This is a genomic window from Propionivibrio soli (genome assembly GCF_025770765.1).
Lineage (GTDB): Bacteria > Pseudomonadota > Gammaproteobacteria > Burkholderiales > Rhodocyclaceae > Propionivibrio > Propionivibrio soli.
In genome coordinates, this window is the sequence record NZ_JANZKY010000003.1 from 73054 (window position 1) to 90058 (window position 17005).

The following is a 17005-nucleotide window of genomic DNA, read 5'->3' on the forward strand; positions in this document are numbered from 1 at the left end:
AAGTATGTCGGCCAGCCTGCGTACTGGCAAGGCCGTAGCGCAGGGAGTCCTCCCAAGAAGCGCTTTGCTTCCGAGGCCAAACTACCGATAGTCAGCGGAGCCGCGCCGAAATCGGTTGCCACGGGTTGTCGCGTAGAGGCCGGGTGCGGGTCGGCGCGCATGGGAATTCAAAGGCAACAAACGGAGTGTTCGGCCCGCCGCCGATCACTAACCTGTATCTCTCTGGCAACCAACAGGAGATGCAAATGAATGTGCTATCGGGAAAAACGGCGATTGTGACCGGGGCGAGCTCGGGAATCGGTTGGGCAACGGCACGTATGTTCGCCGAAGAAGGAGCGAGGGTCGTCGTCAGCGGGCGGCGAGCCGAAGCATTGGACCGCCTCGTGGCGGAGATCGAGCGCTTTGGGGGTAAAGCGGCCGCCGTTTGCGGCGACGTGAAGGACGAGTCGCTGGCAAAGGAGCTGGTAGAGGTTGCCGTTGGTCGTTTCGGCGGTCTGGACGTCGCCTTCAATAACGCTGGAATCGTGGGGGAAATGAAACCGGTGAGCGAGCTTACTTTTGCGGATTGGAACGCCACCTTGGCGACGAACCTCACCGGCGCGTTTTTCGGGGCGAAGTACCAAGTGCCCGCGATGTTGGCTCGCGGCGGCGGCTCGATGATCTTTACCTCGAGTTTCATCGGCCATACGGCGGCACTGCCGGGAATGGCCGCCTACGCCGCGAGCAAGGCCGGCTTGGTGGGCTTCATGCAGGCGCTTGCTGTCGAGTTGGGCGGAAAGGGAGTTCGCGTTAACGCGATCTTGCCGGGAGGGACCGATACGCCGGCCAACCCAGTCAATGCGCCTGGCGCCACGCCGGAAGTGAAGTCCTTTGTTACCGGGCTCCATGCCTTGAAACGACTGGCGAGCCCGGAGGAGATCGCACGTTCGGTGCTTCATCTCGCGTCGGACGCGGCCAGCTTTATTACCGGAAGTGCCTTGATCGTCGATGGCGGCGCCTCGATCAACCGAAGCTGAACCGAAGATGAGACGAAAGGCGGATGCCTCCGGCAGCCGCCTTTCTCCGCCCTACAACCGCAAGGCGAGAGCGATCGGAACGAAGATGATCGCCGATGCGTTGCCGATCATCACGATCGATGCCACCTTGTCCGGTTCCTGGCCGTAGCGCTCGGCGAGGATGAAATTGGAGACGGCGGAGGGTAGGGCGCTGAAGAGCAGCAGGTAGTCCATGTCCGTGGACGAGATTCCAGCGAGTTCGCCGAAACCCCAGGCGGCAAGCATGCCGCTCACCGGGGTGATCGCTGCTCCGGCGATGCCGATTCCCCAGGCGTTCAGTTTCGCCATCGAAAGGCGCACGCCGAGCGAGAAGATCATCAGCCCGAGCGAAATGTCGCCCAGAATCTTTACCGCCGCGGTGATCGGCGGCCAGAGCGCGATGCCGCTCATGCTCACGGCGACGCCAAGGACGGAGGCGACGACGAAGGGCTCGCGCACGATATCGCCGATGCGCGAACGCCCATTGATCAGCCACGGACTGAGACCGAACTGCAGCAATGTGACGATCAGCATGAAGACGACCGAGGCGCCTAACGCCGGTTCACCGTAGGCGAGCAACATCAGGGGCATGCCCATGTTGCCGACGTTCTTGAACATTGCGGTAGGAACCAGGGTGCGCGCGTTGTAGCGCAGCGCCTTCGCGAAGGGCCAGCAGAGGAGTCCGGAAACAAGGGTGACGACAACGGCCCCAACGCCGAGAGCGAGATGATCGCCGATGTTGAACGACTTGCTAGAGAGCGCCGAGAACATCAGCGCGGGGAGGAATATCTCGATGTTCAGACGGTTCGCCGCCAGCATCTCCGGTCGGTGCCTCCGGCCGTAAATAAACGCGAGAAGAACGATGATGAAGATCGGGAATACGATGCCGACGATGCGTAGCAGCATGAATGGGGCCTCAGAACAAAAAACGCCGCCTCGGCCGGTGAGGCGCGAAGGCGGCGTGAAGCGGATCGATGAACCGCGGTCGGTCAGGCGTTATTTTGGGCTTTCGCCTTTTCCTTGACGAGGTCTTCGCAGCGTCCGGCCTTGAGAACGGCGCTCGCTGCCGGGTGGCCGACAAACTCGGCGGCCAGGCGTGCCGTTGCCATCGCCTTCAAGAGGTCGATGCCGGTATCGATGCCCATCTCGTGCAACATGTGGATCACGTCTTCCGAGGCCACGTTACCGGAGGCCCCCGGCGCGAACGGGCAGCCGCCGAGGCCGGCGAAAGCACCGTCGAACAGCCGCACGCCGGCCTGGATGCCGGCCACGATGTTGGCCAGCGCCATGTCGCGCGTGTTATGGAAGTGCATGACCCATTGCACTTGCGGAAACTTGTCGATCATGTACGCCGCCAGATCGAACACCTGACGCGGGTTTGCCATGCCGGTGGTATCGGAGAGCGACAGCTCGGTGATACCGAGTTTGACGAAACTCCTCACGACGTTTTCTACTTGTTCGACCGGCACCCGACCTTGGAAGGGGCACCCGAACGATGTCGAGATGGCGCCGGAAAGCGTCATGCCGTTCTTGGCCGCAAACTCGGCGCAATCGGCAAAGCCTTCGACCATCTTGACCGGCGAACTATTGAAGTTGGCGAGGCAGTGCGCCTCGCTTGCGGAAACCGTGAGCTTGGCCTTGGTCAAACCCGCGTCGAACGCGCGTTGCACGCCTTTCGCATTCGGGACCAAAGCGCGGTATTCGACGCCGTCGACCTTTTTCATGGCGCGGCAGAGCGCGTCGGTATCGGCCATCTGCGGCACGGCCTTCGGATGAACGAAGGCACCGACTTCAATGATCTTTACTCCCGACTCGACCACGGCGTCGAGAAGCTGCAGCTTCTGTTCAACGGTGGGAATCGTCTTTTCGTTTTGCAGGCCGTCGCGCAGACCAACCTCGCAGAGGGTCACTTTGGCCGGCCATGCCGGGATCGTATTGGGCATCTTGAATCGTCCTTCAAGTGAGTGAATCAAGCACCGGTGTGAGAGCAAGAAGCTCTTTTGCCGGCTTGGGGCGAAGGTCGGGAATCGCTGCGCGCAAACGCGAGCCGTTTCCCTTCCGTCAGCCCCGGAATCCGGGTGTTACGCGATAAAAGCGCTGGCAAAGCGGGTGATTGCTCACACGCCATGCCAGCCAAGTTACAACAGCACCTAGTTATTCTTAGAACGGAGAGTATTGAATCTTTTCCAGTTCCGGATCGAAGAACTCGCCGAAGAGCTCTTCGTCCGTCATCCAGTCAGGCTTGTCGTACTCGCGCGAAACCCAGGTCACGTTCATGTAGTGATGCAGGTGAATGTTCTCGCTGGTGGCGTTGCCGGCCCAAGTGCCGCAACCGATCGAGGAGGTCATCGGCATGCCGTTGTTCATGCTGCCGGCATTGGCCTTCGATTGCGGCTGGCGCACCATGATGCGGCCGACGCGCGCGACCATCGCCAGGCGATGGATGTGCTCGTCGTCGAACGAGAAGATGCCGACCGAGTGCCCGATGCCACCGACTTCATGGATGGCCATGATGGTGTCGATCGCGTTCTGGAACTCGCCTTTGTACTTATGGACCGCCAGCAGCGTGGTCAGCTTCTCGCGGCACCAGATGCCCTCAGGCGACTCGTTGTAGATGCACGTGCCGTGCGAAGCGATGAGGAACTTGCGGTCTTCTCCAATCTCGAAGCCGGCCGCCTTCGCCATGGCTTGCGGGGACAGGGCGACGGTGTCGGGCAGGCGGTGAAGTTCTTCGTCCCACATGACCTTCTTCACGGCTTCCTGTTCGCTCGGGTTCAGCATGTAACCGCCGACCGCGACCAATTCCTTGAGCGCGGCATCCCAGATGCTTTCGTGGATGACGATGTTGCCGTCGGCCGAGCAGCCAGAACCGTAGTCGGAAGTCTTCGAACGCATGGTGTTGAAGGCGGCCTTGTTCAGATCCTTGGCAGCCGTTTCGTCCCAGATCATCGTCGCGTTGCCGGCGCCGACAGCGTAGGCCGGCGTACCCGACATATAGGCACGGCGCACAACGCCTTGTCCGCCCGTGGCGATGATGAGGTCGCACTTGGTCATCAGTGCTTCGGAGATACCCTTGTTGATCTTGGCCTTGTAGCCGAGGATCTGCACCAGGTCTTCCGGCGCGCCGACCCGACGCAGGCCTTCGCGCATCAGTTCGCAAGTGCGGCGGCTGGTCTTCAGCGTGCGCGGATGCGGGGAGAAGATGATCGCGTTGCGCGCCTTGATGGCGTAGATGGCATTGCCGGCCGGGGTGAGGTCAGGGTTCGTCGCCGGGATCACGCAGCCGATGACGCCGACGGGCTTGGCGTACTTGACGATCTTCTTCTCGGGGATTTCTTCGATGATGCCGACCGATTTCTCGCGCAAGCAATCGCGCAGAATGCCGCGGATCTTGAAGCGCTTGGCTTCGCGGCTGATCGGGTCACCGAAGTCGCTTTCCTGGATGCCCATTTCGACGAGTTCATGGAAGGTCTTGGAGTTGGCGACCATCTGAGCCACGGAACGGATCGCGCGGTCGATCGCTTCCTGGTCCCATTTTTCGAACTCGCGCTGCGCCTTGTCGGCGCGTACGAATGCCTGTTCGACTTCGTCGATCTGGTCCTGGTTAAGCTTCAGCTCAGCGTAGCGTGCTGGCATGTCGTTCTGTCTGCTCATTACATTTCCTCTCAAAAAAATGCCAACCAAAGAAAAAAACCGATTTGATCCTCCGCCGGGTTCAGCGCCTCACCGAAACGATACCGGTGACGGGCCGGCCAGAGCCGGCTTTCGCGACGGGTCCCCCTTGCTTTTGTTGTTCCAGCCCTTGTTGCTTCATGACCAATGTCCTGCTCATCTGGCCAAATTCCCTAAACGCGGGCGGCAAGCGACTCTGCCGGTGGCGAAACCTATGTGGCGCCGCCCTGGCTGGTGGTCGCGGCATTGCGGTGCCGCCCCTCAAAAATCAGAAATCAGTACGCGATCTTTGCCACCGATCGGAGCTCGTCCGGCGTTGATGTGCCGAAACCAAAGAACTCGAGATAGGCCGGAATCATTTCAAACAACATGTCGGTGCCGACCTGCGTCGCACAGCCGATCTCGCGCGCCGCTTTGATCAACGGCGTTACTTCCACTTTCATCACGACTTCGCCCACGAAGGTCGTCGGCGCCACTCGCGACATGTCAAAAGGCAACGGATCGCCGGGCGTCATGCCGAGGGGAGTTCCGTTGACGATGAGGTCGTACCCCGTCGGGTCGTTCGATACGAGCGCGACGTCGATATTCGGGTAGTACTGCTTGATTCGAGAGGCCAGGCCATCGGAGGCGGCCAAGTTGGTGTCGGATAACGAGAGGGCAGCTACGCCCTCGGCGGCCAGTGAAGCGGCGATCGCGCAGCCTACGCCGCCGGAGCCGAGCACGAGGCATCTTGCGCCCTTGAACTTGAATCCCTTACGGCCCAGGCCTCGCGTGAAACCGGTGCCATCGAACATGTCGGCGAGCAGGGTTCCGTCGGCACGTTTGAGGATCGCATTGGCCGAGCCGGCGATCTTTGCCGTTGTGGAGACTTCGTCCACCAGGCTGATCGTCGTCACTTTGTGCGGCATGGTGACAAGAGCGCCGTGGACATTGGTAAACCTGAAAATTACTTTCAGCGCTTCCGCGTAGTCTTCAGCCTTTACCCCCATAGGTACCACCGCGGCGTCGATTCCGTGCTTTTCGAACCATGGGTTGTAAACCATCGGGGCACGGAAGCTCTCGGTCGGGTAGCCGATATGAGGAATGAGTTTTGTCTTGCCGCTTATCATTGTTTTGCCTACCAGTAATTTGATCTGTATCGATGAATCCCTGCTCCGGGAGGTCGCGGCGTCCGGTTCTGCAGACGCCGCGATCACCTTTATCGTCCTAGCTCACGGACTTACTTGCGGCCCTTGTCAAGTTCGGTCTGCAACTGCTTGACGAGATCCGGACCGACGTTGGCGCTGAACTTGTCGATGACCGGCTTGATCTTCGCCCGGATCTTCGCGAGTTCTTCCGCCGGCAGCACCGTTACCTGCATCGACTTCTTCAGGTTGGCGAGCGACTGGTCGGCCATGGCACGTGCCGATTCACGCTGGAACTTGGTCGCCTCGGCCACCGTCGACATCAGCATTTCCTGCTCGTCCTTCGTCAGCGCGTCCCACTTCTTCTTGCTCATCACCACCGATTGCGGGTTGTACATGTGGTTGGTGACGGTGAGGTTCTTCTGCACTTCGTTGAACTTGCTGGTTTCGATCACCGAGAAGGGGTTTTCCTGACCGTCGATGATCTTCTGCTCGAGCGCCGTATAGACTTCGGTGAAGGGCATCGGGACGGCGTTCGCACCCAACGCGTTGAACGTCTCGATGTAGATCGGCGACTGGATTACGCGGATCTTGAGGCCGGCGATGTCTTCCGCCTTGTTGATCGGACGCTTGCTGTTGGTCAGTTCGCGGAAACCGAGTTCCCAGTAGGCGAGGTTGATCATGTTTTTCGGCGGCATGAGATCAGCCAGCTTCTTGCCGAAGGCGCCGTCGAGAATCGCATCGGCTTCCTTGCCGCTTTCAAACATGAACGGGAAGTCGAAAATCGCGAATTCCTTGAGCTGCGACTGCATGATTCCCGAGTTCATCACCGTGAGGTCGATCGTTCCACCCTGAACGGCGGACAGAACCTGCACGTCACCACCGAGAACGCCGGCCGGGAAGACCTTGAGCGTCAGCTTGCCGCCGCTCTTCTGCTTCAGGATTTCCGCCCACTTCTCGGCCCCGACGACAGCGGGGTGCCCGGGCGCGCCGGCAGTTGCAAGTCTGAACGTGTGCTCGTTTACCTGTGCTTGACCCGACGTTACGAGGAACAGACCGAAAAGCGCGGCTGATACCTGTCCAACCAATTTCCTCATTTTCACGTTTCTCTCCTTATATAAAGGTCCCCGAGGAGACCGACTTACAACACGACCACTTAACGTTGCTGCCTTCGTTATCGCGTGCCGATTGGCAACCTCTTCGGCTTTCGCTATTTGTGACTTAAGACAGGAACCACTTCATCGGTAGCAGCACGAGGTCCGGGAAGATGACCAGCAGTGCCAGCACGACCAATTGGGCGCACATGAAGGGCCAGACACCGACGATGACGTCGTCCATCTTGACCTTGGAGACGCCGCATACGACGTTGAGCGTGGTACCTACTGGAGGCGTGACCAAACCGATTGCGTTGTTGATGATGAACAGCACGCCGAAGTACACCGGATCGATACCGGCGGCGACCATTACCGGGACGAGCACCGGGGTCAGGATCAGGATGGTCGGCGTCATATCAAGCGCTGTGCCGACGATCACCACGATCACCATCACGGCAACCATGAGCAGGATCTTGTTGCCCATGAACGGCTTGAGCATCGCAATGACTTCCTGCGGGATCTCGGCGATGGCGATCAGCCAGGCGGAGACGAGAGCGGCGGCGACAAGGAACATGACGATGGCCGCCGTTTGTCCGGCTTGTGCGAGCACGCTGTACACCTGTGACCACTTCAACTCCTTATAGACATAAATGGAGACGAAGAGGGCATAGACGGCGCAGACGACACCGGCTTCGGTTGGAGTAAAGATGCCGAACTTCAACCCGAAGACGAGGATGCCAGGCATCACCAGCGCCCACAGACCTTCGCGGACCGCTTGGGCGACTTCCTTGGCCGAAGCGCGCTTGCTTACTTGCAGGTTGGTATGACCACGGGCCACCCACCACCAGGCAACGGTCAATCCGAGCGCGATCATGATGCCCGGGACGATGGCGGCGACGAACAGCTTGGTGATCGAAAGGCCGGCGGTGACGCCGAACAGGATGATGTTCGGGGATGGAGGAACCATCGGACCGATGATGCTGCCTGCCGCAATCAAGCCCGCTGACTTCTCGGGGTTGTAGCCCGACTTGACCATCATCGGGAAGAGCAGAGCCGACATCGCGGCCGCATCGGCCGCGGCGGAGCCGGACAACGAGGCAAGAATGCACGAAGCAACGATGACCACATAGCCCAAACCGCCCGGGATGTGGCCGACGAGCGTGACGGCGACGCGGATGATGCGCTTGGACAGGCCGCCGGCGTTCATCGTCGTTCCGGCGAGCATGAAGAACGGAATGGCCATCAGCGGGAAGCTGTCGGCGCCATTGATGAGGTTCTGGGCAATGATCTGCGAGTCGAACATGTCCAGGTGCCACATCAGCGCGACGCCGCAGGCGATCAGGGAAAACGCGATCGGCATGCCGAGCGCCATGGCACCCAAGAGTGCCGTGATGAATACTGTTACGGTCATGACTTCCCCTCTAGCCTAATTCTTGCCGTCGCTGGACAGCTTCGTGTTTTTCATCTCCAGTTCCATCTCGTTCTGGAGTTCCCTGATTTCGTCTTCTTCGAGGTCTTCTTGCGATTCCTTGACCTGGATGAGTTCGCTGTCCTTCACCTTGCCGGCCAGCATCGCGTACAGGTCGTAGAGCAGGATCAGGAAGGCGGTACCCGAGAAAAGGATGCCGGTGCCGTAGAAGAATCCGGAGGAGAGGCCCGTGGCGGGCGCTTCAACGTCAATGTTGATGATCGTTTGCAACCAGGCTCCGCGCATGAACAACACGCAGCAGCCGAGCATGATCAGGTTGCTCAATACATAGCAGATCTTCTTGCCGATGACCGGCAGGCGGGACACGATGGTGTCCATACCGAGGTGAGAGTGCTCGCGCAATGCGGTCAGGGCGCCGATGAAGGTAAGCCACACGAAGCACCATCGGGACAGTTCCTCGGAGGCCGTGATCCCCGAATTGAACCCGTATCGCAGGACAACGTTGCCGAAAACAAGCACCACCATCGTCGATATGCAGACGACGACGGCAAACTTGAGCAAGCGGAAATACCAATCAACCAGGCCAGTCATGTTGTCTTCCTTGAGTTTGAGAACTGCTTACAAAATGGGCGTTGCCGACGTCCGGCCAGCCGGGCATGACTGAACGCTGGCGCGACGCGTTTCCGCGCTGAGCCAGTTGCTCCTGCCATGCCGGTTGGTGGGCGCTGGGTGCTGGTTGCTTCCTGATTTCGCTGGGCCGATCTCCTTTTGGCCCGCGTTCATGTCGGGGTTCGCCCTGGTCTTGCGGCCAGGTGTCCCGCCAATGATGCAATCCGGCATCCCACCGGGAATGCTACTCCCAGAACCGAAATACGGGTGGATTGACGGATGCCGCGGGTGGTTGGCGGCCGACGGGCGGCCTGCCTGGTGTCCACCGTTATACGATGTGCCACTCGAATTGCATGCTTCAGCCATTTTTGATAGCGCGCAGTGCATCGTTTTGCTCCCTCGTCCTGCCGTCAGGCGCGGCGCTTGGCCGGCCCCCGGTTCGAAGTGCTGGCACGTTTTCCTGGCTTTGATCTACAGGAAAAGTCCCATTCCATCGAACCACCCTCCGTCTCGTTGTTTTTTTCTAGACGTGTTTTATATGTGCTGCCGCATACTTCTTGGCCGATTCGATGCAACGGAATGCGTGCTCGGCGTAGCCGAATTCCTTGGCTCGCGCGATGTTCGGCAATTCAATCGAATAGACCATTTTCGGCAGGCGATTCAGAATGTCGGCCACATCGATTCCTCCTTCGCCGACATACAGACGCGCTTCGCGAAGCACACGCTTGATCTCTTCAATGTCTTCGGGAATCTCGGCCGACGCGTCGCACAGATGGGCGAAGTGGAACCACTCACGCGGCAGGCCGTCGAGATCCGTCGCCTTGTCGCGTGCGCGATGGAAGTGATGGACGTCGATCATGAGTCCGGCATTTGACCGGTTGGCCGTACGCAATACATCCACGGAACCAGCCAAGGTCCGGACGCCGGCGATAGGCACAAATTCAAGATCGACGGTCAGACCGAAGGGCTTCGCCAGATCGCAAATGTCACCGAATTTCTCGATCGCGTACTCGCGGTTGGTCGTCCAGATGCTGGACAAGACCGCCTTGGCGCCGAGCTCTGCGGCCACTTCCATGGCCGGGAGATACTTGGTCGGATACATGTCGTCGTAGACGCGCGCCAATTCGATGTCATGCACTTTGACGCCGGTATCTGCGAGCGCGCGCTTGGTCTGGCGCAACATCTCGGGATTGTCGGCGAGCGCGTAGTTGGGTTCGCCGGGAAGCCCCATATAGATCAAGCGCGGACTGATGTAGTCGTATCCGGCACGCGCTGCCACATAGACCATCTCCGGCGGTGGACACCCGAGCACCGTCAGGTGAGCGAGTGAGAATTCCAAGGCCATGCATTCTCTCCTATTATCCTTGTTGCTGCAGTGCGCTATGAGACGTCCGCGCAGTCCCTCTTTCTTGCGCTTTGTTGCGGTCCCGGTGTCTTGTGCGGCCCCACGACAAGCCGTACTCGGACCGGGACCGTTCCACCAACAAAACGCCCCGTACCGACGAACTCAGTCGTCGGTCGAAACGTGATGCACCTTCTTGCCCGGCGAGTAGATGTCCATGATGTTCCAGTGCCCGGCGGTTGGCGTCGGGATGTTCTTCATGTACACGTCGATGACCACCGGCTTTTTCAAGGCAATCGCTTTTTGGATTGCCGGAAGGAGTTCTTCCGCCTTCTCGATCGTGATGCCCTCAATACCGTAGGCACGGGCGATCGCGGCATAGTCTGGCGAATAGGTTTCGCCGTCGACTTCGAAGACGGTGCCGAACGTTGTGTTGTAGTGGGCCTTTTCGAGACCGGCGATGGTGCCGAAGGCGTGGTTGTTCATGATCACCCAGATCACCGGGATGTTGCTTTCCTTGGCGGTCGCCAGCACGGCGGGGTTCTGGCCCCAGCCACCGTCACCGACTAGGGCAACGACAACCTTGTCCTTCAGCGCGATCTTGGCGCCCATGGCCGCCGGCGATCCGAAGCCCATGGTGGCAAAGCCGCCCGGGGTGAAGATCGAGCCCGGCTCGTACACCGGATACTGCTGGGCGAGGCCGTTCTTGTTCCAGCCGACATCGGTACAGATATACGAGTCATGCGGCAGCGCCTTACGCAGATCGGCGAGGATGCGCTGCGGCGTCATCGGGAACGCGTTGCTTTCGACCCATTCCGTGTTGCTTTCGACGAAGGCCTTGCGGTTCGCCGCCATCTCGGCGACCAATTGCGGGCGCTTGACGCCTTGCGGGCAGAGTTTCTTGGCCACGCGCAACAAGACCGTCAGGGCTTGTTTCAAGTCGGCGACGGCGCCGATTGCGGCCGGATAGTTGCGGCCGATCTCGGCCGGGTCGATGTCGATGTGAATGAGCTGCGTGGGTGGGAAGTTGAACGTGAATTCGGGCTCCCAGGAGCTGCAGTCGGCTTCGGAGAAGCGCGTGCCGAGTCCGAGAATCCAGTCCGCGCCCTTGCACTTCTCGTTGATGAACTTGGTGCCCCAGAAACCGGTCATGCCGAGGATCAGAGGGTGGTCGTCGGGCAGGGCGCCTTTGCCCATCAGGGTATGGGCGACTGGCAGTTGCAGATGCTCGGCAAACTCGCGCATTTCGGTCGTCGCATCGGCCAGCATGATGCCGCCGCCTACGTACATGACCGGCGTTTTCGCGGCGAGAAGCTGCTTGACGATCTTCTCGGCCGTTTCATCGTCCATCGACGGCTTGGCCAGCTTGCGCGTGTTCTTCAGCACGCGATCGAACAATTCGACGTCGATCTCCTTCGAGAAGATATCCATCGGAACGTCGATGAGCACTGGGCCGGGGCGGCCGCTCTCGGCGAGAATGAACGCTTTTTCCAGGATTTCCGGGATCAGATGCACGGAATCGACACGCCACACGCGCTTGCAGAACGGACGGTAGATCTCGCACTGCGAGGCATCGGCGTGCAGGTTGACTTCCTGGTGCGGATGCTTGCCGTAATAGTGTGTCGGAACGTCCCCGGCGATGACGACCAAGGGGATCGAATCGAGCGAAGCATTGGCCACGCCGGTACAGGCATTGGTCAGACCCGGAGACAGGTGGGATAGCACGACGGCCGCCTTCTTGGTGGCGCGGGCATAACCGTCGGCCATGTGGGCGGCGATTTGTTCATGACGCGTATTGACGAAGCGGATCTTCTTGCTCTTTTCGAGCGCCGCGAGCACGGCAATGTTGGTGTGCCCGCACAGACCGAAGATGTGCTCGACGCCGCGTGCTTCGAGATAACGCACCAGCTGATTGGATACCAGGTCTTTCATCAAATGCTCCTTCAGTCGTAAGTCTCGCGGCCGTCATGGCCGATTCTTTGTGTTCTAGTCCTACAACCGGCATGGCGTGCCGCGTGATCGCGCTGGCGGCGTCGTGTCGGACGGCTTTGGGGACGGGTCGATGAAGCGAAATCGGAAACGACCCGGCTCCTTCTGTCTCAGTGCGGCCTTCTCGAACGCTGAAATGGACGGGGCTATTGATTTTGTATCCCCGGTTCCCTCTTTTCGTCGTTCCCGGTAATCCCGGTGCGCCGTTCTTGTTTGCACTGGATGATAGGCCGCGCCATGGGGACGTCCAGACAGCCGTTCTTGCTTTTGCGCGATATTCGCGCGTACTTGGGCGATTATCGCGCGTATTTAAGGCTGGTCGCGGAACGTTGGATTTTGTGAAGGAGCCACCCTAACCCATTCTTGAAAAAGGGTTTTTGTTTGGGCGACGGCTGGCAGGCGAACTGTTCCACGTAAGCGAGACGTAAGACTGGCGCCGTCAAATCCTCGGGCCGCATATGGCTTTTACGGCCGGTGGAGAACTTCCGGGCGGCGTCGAGAGTCAAGTAGCCGTCGCGACGTGGCTCGCGCTGCGCCGCCAATACGCCGTCAGGCATCGCACAAGGAGAAGAGACTATGTCCGAGAACGGGTCAACGCAGCTGTTTCAACCGCCAGTCGATTTCGTCAAGCAGGCGACGATTTCCGGCATGGGGGCTTACGAGGCGCTTTGCGCCGAAGCACGTTCCGACTACACCGGTTATTGGGCGCGTCTGGCGCGCGAGCATGTGACGTGGAAAGAGCCGTTTACACAGGTCCTCGACGAAACGAACGCTCCCTTCTTCAAATGGTTTGCCGACGGCAAGCTGAACGCTTCGTATAACTGCCTCGACCGGAACATCGAGGCCGGTCTGGGTGACAAGGTCGCCATTCTTTCCGAGACGGATGACGGCGCCTTGCGCAGCGTCACCTACAAGCAGCTTCTCGCGCGCGTTTGCCAGCTTGCCAACGGCCTGCGGGCGCGCGGCATCAAGAAGGGCGACCGCGTCATCATCTACATGGCGATGGGTATCGAGGGCGTCGTCGCGATGCTGGCTTGCGCCCGCATCGGCGCCATCCATTCCGTTGTCTTCGGAGGCTTTTCTGCGCAATCGGTTCGCGACCGCATCAACGATGCCGGCGCCGTCGCCGTGCTGACGACCGATGAGCAATGCCGTGGCGGCAAGAAGCTTCCGCTGAAACCGGCGGTCGACGAGGCTATCGCGCTCGGCGGTTGCGAAACGGTGAAAACGATCGTCGTCTTCAAGCGCACCGGCGGTGAGTGTGCGATGGTGCCGAGTCGCGACGTGTGGTGGGACGACGTCGTTGCCGGCCAACCCGAGCAGTGCGACCCCGAATGGGTCGAAGCCGAACACCCGCTGTTCCTGCTCTACACGTCGGGTTCGACGGGCAAGCCGAAAGGGGTTCAGCACTCGACGGCCGGCTATCTGCTGCACGCGATCGTGACCACCAAGTGGACCTTCGATCTCAAGCCACACGACATCTTCTGGTGTACGGCCGATATCGGCTGGATTACCGGACACACTTACGTGACGTATGGTCCGCTGGCGTGCGGCGCCACACAAATGGTTTTCGAAGGCGTGCCGACCTATCCCGATGCGGGACGTTTCTGGAAGATGATCGAGACGCACAAGGTCAGCATCTTCTACACCGCACCGACAGCGATCCGCTCGCTGATCAAGGCGGCCGACACGACTCCGGCGGTGGCGCCTACCAACTACGACCTTTCGTCGTTGCGCCTGCTCGGCACGGTGGGCGAGCCGATCAACCCGGCCGCCTGGCTCTGGTACTACAACAACGTCGGCGGAGGACACTGCCCGATCGTCGATACCTTCTGGCAAACCGAGACTGGTGGGCACATGATCACGCCGCTTCCGGGCGTGACACCGATGGTGCCGGGGTCATGCACGCTGCCGTTCCCCGGCATTGCGGCGACAATCGTCGACGAAACCGGCACCGAGGTGCCTCCTGGTAAAGGTGGGCTCTTCGTGGTCACCAAGCCGTGGCCGTCCATGATCCGGACGATCTGGAACGACCCGGAGCGTTTCAAACGCTCGTATTACCCCGACGACTTCCAGGGCCGCTATTACCTGGCCGGCGACGGCGCCGTGCGCGATGCGACGACAGGTTACTTCACGATCACCGGGCGTATCGACGACGTGCTCAACGTGTCGGGACACCGTCTGGGAACGATGGAGGTCGAGTCGGCGCTCGTTTCGCATCCGATGGTGGCCGAGGCTGCTGTGGTTGGCCGCCCCGATGACCTAACGGGGGAAGCGATCTGCGCGTTCGTCGTGCTCAAGGGCGCGCGCCCGGTCGGAGAGGCGGCGGCGAAGACCGTCAAGGAACTGCAGGATCACGTCGCGAAGGCGATCGGCGGCATCGCCAAACCGAAGGACATCCGCTTTGGCGAGAACCTCCCGAAAACACGTTCGGGCAAGATCATGCGGCGCCTGTTGCGTGCCCTGGCCAAGGGTGAGACGGTGGCACAGGACGTGTCCACGCTCGAGAATCCAGCGATCCTCGAGCAACTGCGTGCCTGACGGGGTTTAGGCTACCACCGAGGCATAAAGGGGCAGGGCGGAGAGCCCAGCCCCTTTATGCCTTTGCGTAATAGGCAGGAGCACAACAGCGGTATGCTCGCTGCTGTTTGCGACGGTTGAATCGGCGAGACACAAGCCTCGGAGAAGCGGCGCTGAAATACCGACGCGAGCCAGCGGAATCCGTAAAATGTGGGGGCATCCTTGCCAACGAGGGATGCTGTGACGGGTTGGGTCGAAGTTCCTCGGCATCGAGAACAACCATGAGCCAGAGAACAACGGAAATGCTGGTTTCGGCAACGGTCGAGTTCCTGCGCGCGTATCCGCCGTTCGATCGCATGGAGCAGGAAGCCCTCGGCTTTCTTGCCGGGCATGTCAAACTTGCCTACTACCCCAAGGAAGCGCTGCTCGTTACGCCGGAATCAGGAGCGGTTGAAGTATTCCGCATCATCCAGCGCGGCAAGGTGATGGCACGGCAATCGGGCGACGTCAGCGTCATGGAGCAGGTAACGATGACGCTGGGTCCCGGCGAGGGATTCCCGATCGGATCGGTCACGGCGCAGCGATCTTCCACCAATCTCTACACGGCTCTGGAAGACGTTTTCTGCTACGAGCTCGCGGCGGAAGATTTCTTTGCCCTGCTGCAGATGAGCCCGGTCTTCAACCTCTTCTGCACACAGCACATCGCCAGCCTGCTCAGTCAGTCGCGTCAGCAATTGCAACTGCAGTTCGCCCAGCGCGTTGCCGAACAGCAGACGATGAACTCGCCGCTGTCGACGATCATCAAGAAAGGTCCAATCTCCGTTACCGCCGAAACGCCGGTACGCCAGGTGATCGAGGCCATGGTCGAGCGGAATATCGGGTCGATGATCGTCGTCGACGCCGACCAGCAGCCGATCGGCATCTTCACGCAGTCCGACGTGCTGCGCCGTATCGTCCTCCCCGGCGTGGCCCTCGAAACGCCCATCCGCAGAGTCATGTCGCCCGACCCGCATACCCTGCCCGCCGCCGCGCACGCTTACGACGCGGCGCTGGCCATGGCGGAGTATGGCGTACGTCACGTGCTGGCCGTCGACGAAGGCGGCAGGCTCAAAGGGGTCGTTTCCGAGCGCGATTTGTTTGCGCTGCAGCGGGTGGGGCTGCGTCAGATACGGCAGACGATCGATGCGGCAACCTCGATCGATACGTTGATGCAGGCCAGCCACGACGTGCGCGACCTCTCTCTCAACATGCTCGCGCAAGGCCTCGGCGCCGAGCAGATTACCCAGTTCATTTCAGCGCTCAACGATGCGCTGACGCGTCGCATCATTCAACTCAACCTCGACCGGCACGACCTCTTCGGCATCGAATGGGCCTGGCTGTCTTTCGGGTCGGAGGGGCGCGATGAACAGACGTTCAGTTCGGACCAGGACAACGGGATTGTCTTCCTGTGCACCGATCTCATGGACCGTGAACACACGCAACTCCGGCTTCTCGAATTCGCGCGCGACGTGAACGACGATCTCGACCGCTGCGGCTTCCCCCTCTGCGTCGGCGACATCATGGCGCGCAATCCGAAGCATTGCCTGACGCTTGAGGAATGGGAAGAGCAGTTCGAGCGCTGGATACGGACGCCGGAACCGGAGGCGCTCCTCAACGCGACGATCTTTTTCGATTTCCGCCCCCTGTTTGGCCGCTCCAACCTCGCCAGCCGTTTGCGCCGCACGCTGCTGCAGCAAACCGGAGACAATCCGCTGTTTCTGCGCATGCTCGCCGAGAATGCGTTGGGTGCGGCCCCGCCGCTCGGGCTGATCCGCGATTTCGTCACGGACGTTGACCCCGCGCACCCGGGAACGATCGACTTAAAGAAATTTGGCGCGCGGCTTTTCATCGACGCGGCACGTGTTTTCGCGATGGCTCACGGCGTGACCGCGACGAACACTGTACAGAGGTTGAAGCTGGCCGCCGCGCAAATGAATTTGCCGCAGGATGAAGTAGGCGCGGCCGTGGACGCGTTCAACTTCATTCAACTGATGCGGCTGCGGCGGCAGCATTCCGAGCAGACAGCCGAACGCGAGGCGCGCAACCTCCTGCGCCCCGAGGACTTGAATGAGGTCGAGCGGCGGATGCTGAAAGAAGCGTTCAATCAGGCGCGCAAGCTGCAGCAGCGCCTGCGCATTGATTACCGCCTGTGA

General features: G+C 60.3%; 12 protein-coding genes. 3 read left to right on the forward strand and 9 right to left on the reverse strand.

Annotated elements, in window-relative coordinates:
- Nucleotides 1–245 precede the first annotated feature (245 nt).
- Entirely contained in the window at nt 246–1016 is a 771-nt protein-coding gene (locus tag NZ453_RS04075) for an SDR family oxidoreductase (RefSeq protein WP_263769102.1), read from the forward strand.
- A gap of 51 nt (nt 1017–1067) precedes the next feature.
- Here NZ453_RS04075 and NZ453_RS04080 read toward each other — a convergent pair whose 3' ends face one another.
- The 9 genes from NZ453_RS04080 to NZ453_RS04120 all read right to left on the reverse strand — a co-directional run bounded on the left by NZ453_RS04080 (nt 1068) and on the right by NZ453_RS04120 (nt 12236).
- Complete coding sequence (locus NZ453_RS04080) at nt 1068–1940, reverse strand: AEC family transporter (RefSeq protein WP_263769103.1); 873 nt, start codon at nt 1938–1940, stop codon at nt 1068–1070.
- 83 nt (nt 1941–2023) lie between these two features.
- Nucleotides 2024–2977 carry a hydroxymethylglutaryl-CoA lyase gene (locus NZ453_RS04085; protein WP_263769104.1) on the reverse strand — a complete coding sequence of 318 codons (954 nt, stop codon included), beginning with the start codon at nt 2975–2977 and terminating at the stop codon, nt 2024–2026.
- 217 nt (nt 2978–3194) lie between these two features.
- Nucleotides 3195–4688, reverse strand: a complete 1494-nt coding sequence (locus tag NZ453_RS04090; RefSeq protein ID WP_263769105.1) for an aldehyde dehydrogenase family protein — start codon at nt 4686–4688, stop codon at nt 3195–3197.
- Nucleotides 4689–4981: 293 nt separating this feature from the next.
- The gene (locus NZ453_RS04095; protein WP_263769106.1) at nt 4982–5815 is read right to left on the reverse strand and encodes a shikimate dehydrogenase family protein; all 834 of its coding nucleotides are present in this window, start codon (nt 5813–5815) and stop codon (nt 4982–4984) included.
- A 110-nt stretch (nt 5816–5925) separates the two neighbouring features.
- Nucleotides 5926–6927 carry a TRAP transporter substrate-binding protein gene (locus NZ453_RS04100; protein WP_263769107.1) on the reverse strand — a complete coding sequence of 334 codons (1002 nt, stop codon included), beginning with the start codon at nt 6925–6927 and terminating at the stop codon, nt 5926–5928.
- 124 nt (nt 6928–7051) lie between these two features.
- On the reverse strand, nt 7052–8335 hold the full coding sequence (locus tag NZ453_RS04105) for a TRAP transporter large permease subunit (protein WP_263769109.1): 1284 nt from the start codon (nt 8333–8335) through the stop codon (nt 7052–7054).
- 15 nt (nt 8336–8350) lie between these two features.
- Entirely contained in the window at nt 8351–8944 is a 594-nt protein-coding gene (locus tag NZ453_RS04110; RefSeq protein ID WP_263769111.1) for a TRAP transporter small permease, read from the reverse strand.
- Nucleotides 8945–9485: 541 nt separating this feature from the next.
- Nucleotides 9486–10307, reverse strand: a complete 822-nt coding sequence (locus NZ453_RS04115; RefSeq protein ID WP_263769112.1) for a sugar phosphate isomerase/epimerase family protein — start codon at nt 10305–10307, stop codon at nt 9486–9488.
- A gap of 162 nt (nt 10308–10469) precedes the next feature.
- Nucleotides 10470–12236, reverse strand: a complete 1767-nt coding sequence (locus NZ453_RS04120) for a thiamine pyrophosphate-binding protein (RefSeq protein WP_263769113.1) — start codon at nt 12234–12236, stop codon at nt 10470–10472.
- 633 nt (nt 12237–12869) lie between these two features.
- Here NZ453_RS04120 and acs point away from each other — a divergent pair.
- Together acs and NZ453_RS04130 are read left to right on the forward strand one after the other, a co-directional pair.
- Entirely contained in the window at nt 12870–14834 is a 1965-nt protein-coding gene (gene acs / locus NZ453_RS04125; protein ID WP_263769114.1) for an acetate--CoA ligase, read from the forward strand.
- 260 nt (nt 14835–15094) lie between these two features.
- Nucleotides 15095–17005: a DUF294 nucleotidyltransferase-like domain-containing protein gene (locus NZ453_RS04130; protein ID WP_263769115.1), complete on the forward strand. Its 1911-nt coding sequence runs from the start codon at nt 15095–15097 to the stop codon at nt 17003–17005.

Coding starts and splice junctions, on each gene's coding strand:
- NZ453_RS04090 (WP_263769105.1), bottom strand. CDS start 4,688: ATGAGCAGACAGAACGACATGCCAGCACGCTACGCTGAGCTGAAGCTT.
- NZ453_RS04105 (WP_263769109.1), bottom strand. CDS start 8,335: ATGACCGTAACAGTATTCATCACGGCACTCTTGGGTGCCATGGCGCTC.
- NZ453_RS04095 (WP_263769106.1), bottom strand. CDS start 5,815: ATGATAAGCGGCAAGACAAAACTCATTCCTCATATCGGCTACCCGACC.
- NZ453_RS04075 (WP_263769102.1), top strand. CDS start 246: ATGAATGTGCTATCGGGAAAAACGGCGATTGTGACCGGGGCGAGCTCG.
- NZ453_RS04085 (WP_263769104.1), bottom strand. CDS start 2,977: ATGCCCAATACGATCCCGGCATGGCCGGCCAAAGTGACCCTCTGCGAG.
- NZ453_RS04080 (WP_263769103.1), bottom strand. CDS start 1,940: ATGCTGCTACGCATCGTCGGCATCGTATTCCCGATCTTCATCATCGTT.
- NZ453_RS04115 (WP_263769112.1), bottom strand. CDS start 10,307: ATGGCCTTGGAATTCTCACTCGCTCACCTGACGGTGCTCGGGTGTCCA.
- NZ453_RS04120 (WP_263769113.1), bottom strand. CDS start 12,236: ATGAAAGACCTGGTATCCAATCAGCTGGTGCGTTATCTCGAAGCACGC.
- NZ453_RS04130 (WP_263769115.1), top strand. CDS start 15,095: ATGAGCCAGAGAACAACGGAAATGCTGGTTTCGGCAACGGTCGAGTTC.
- acs (WP_263769114.1), top strand. CDS start 12,870: ATGTCCGAGAACGGGTCAACGCAGCTGTTTCAACCGCCAGTCGATTTC.
- NZ453_RS04100 (WP_263769107.1), bottom strand. CDS start 6,927: ATGAGGAAATTGGTTGGACAGGTATCAGCCGCGCTTTTCGGTCTGTTC.
- NZ453_RS04110 (WP_263769111.1), bottom strand. CDS start 8,944: ATGACTGGCCTGGTTGATTGGTATTTCCGCTTGCTCAAGTTTGCCGTC.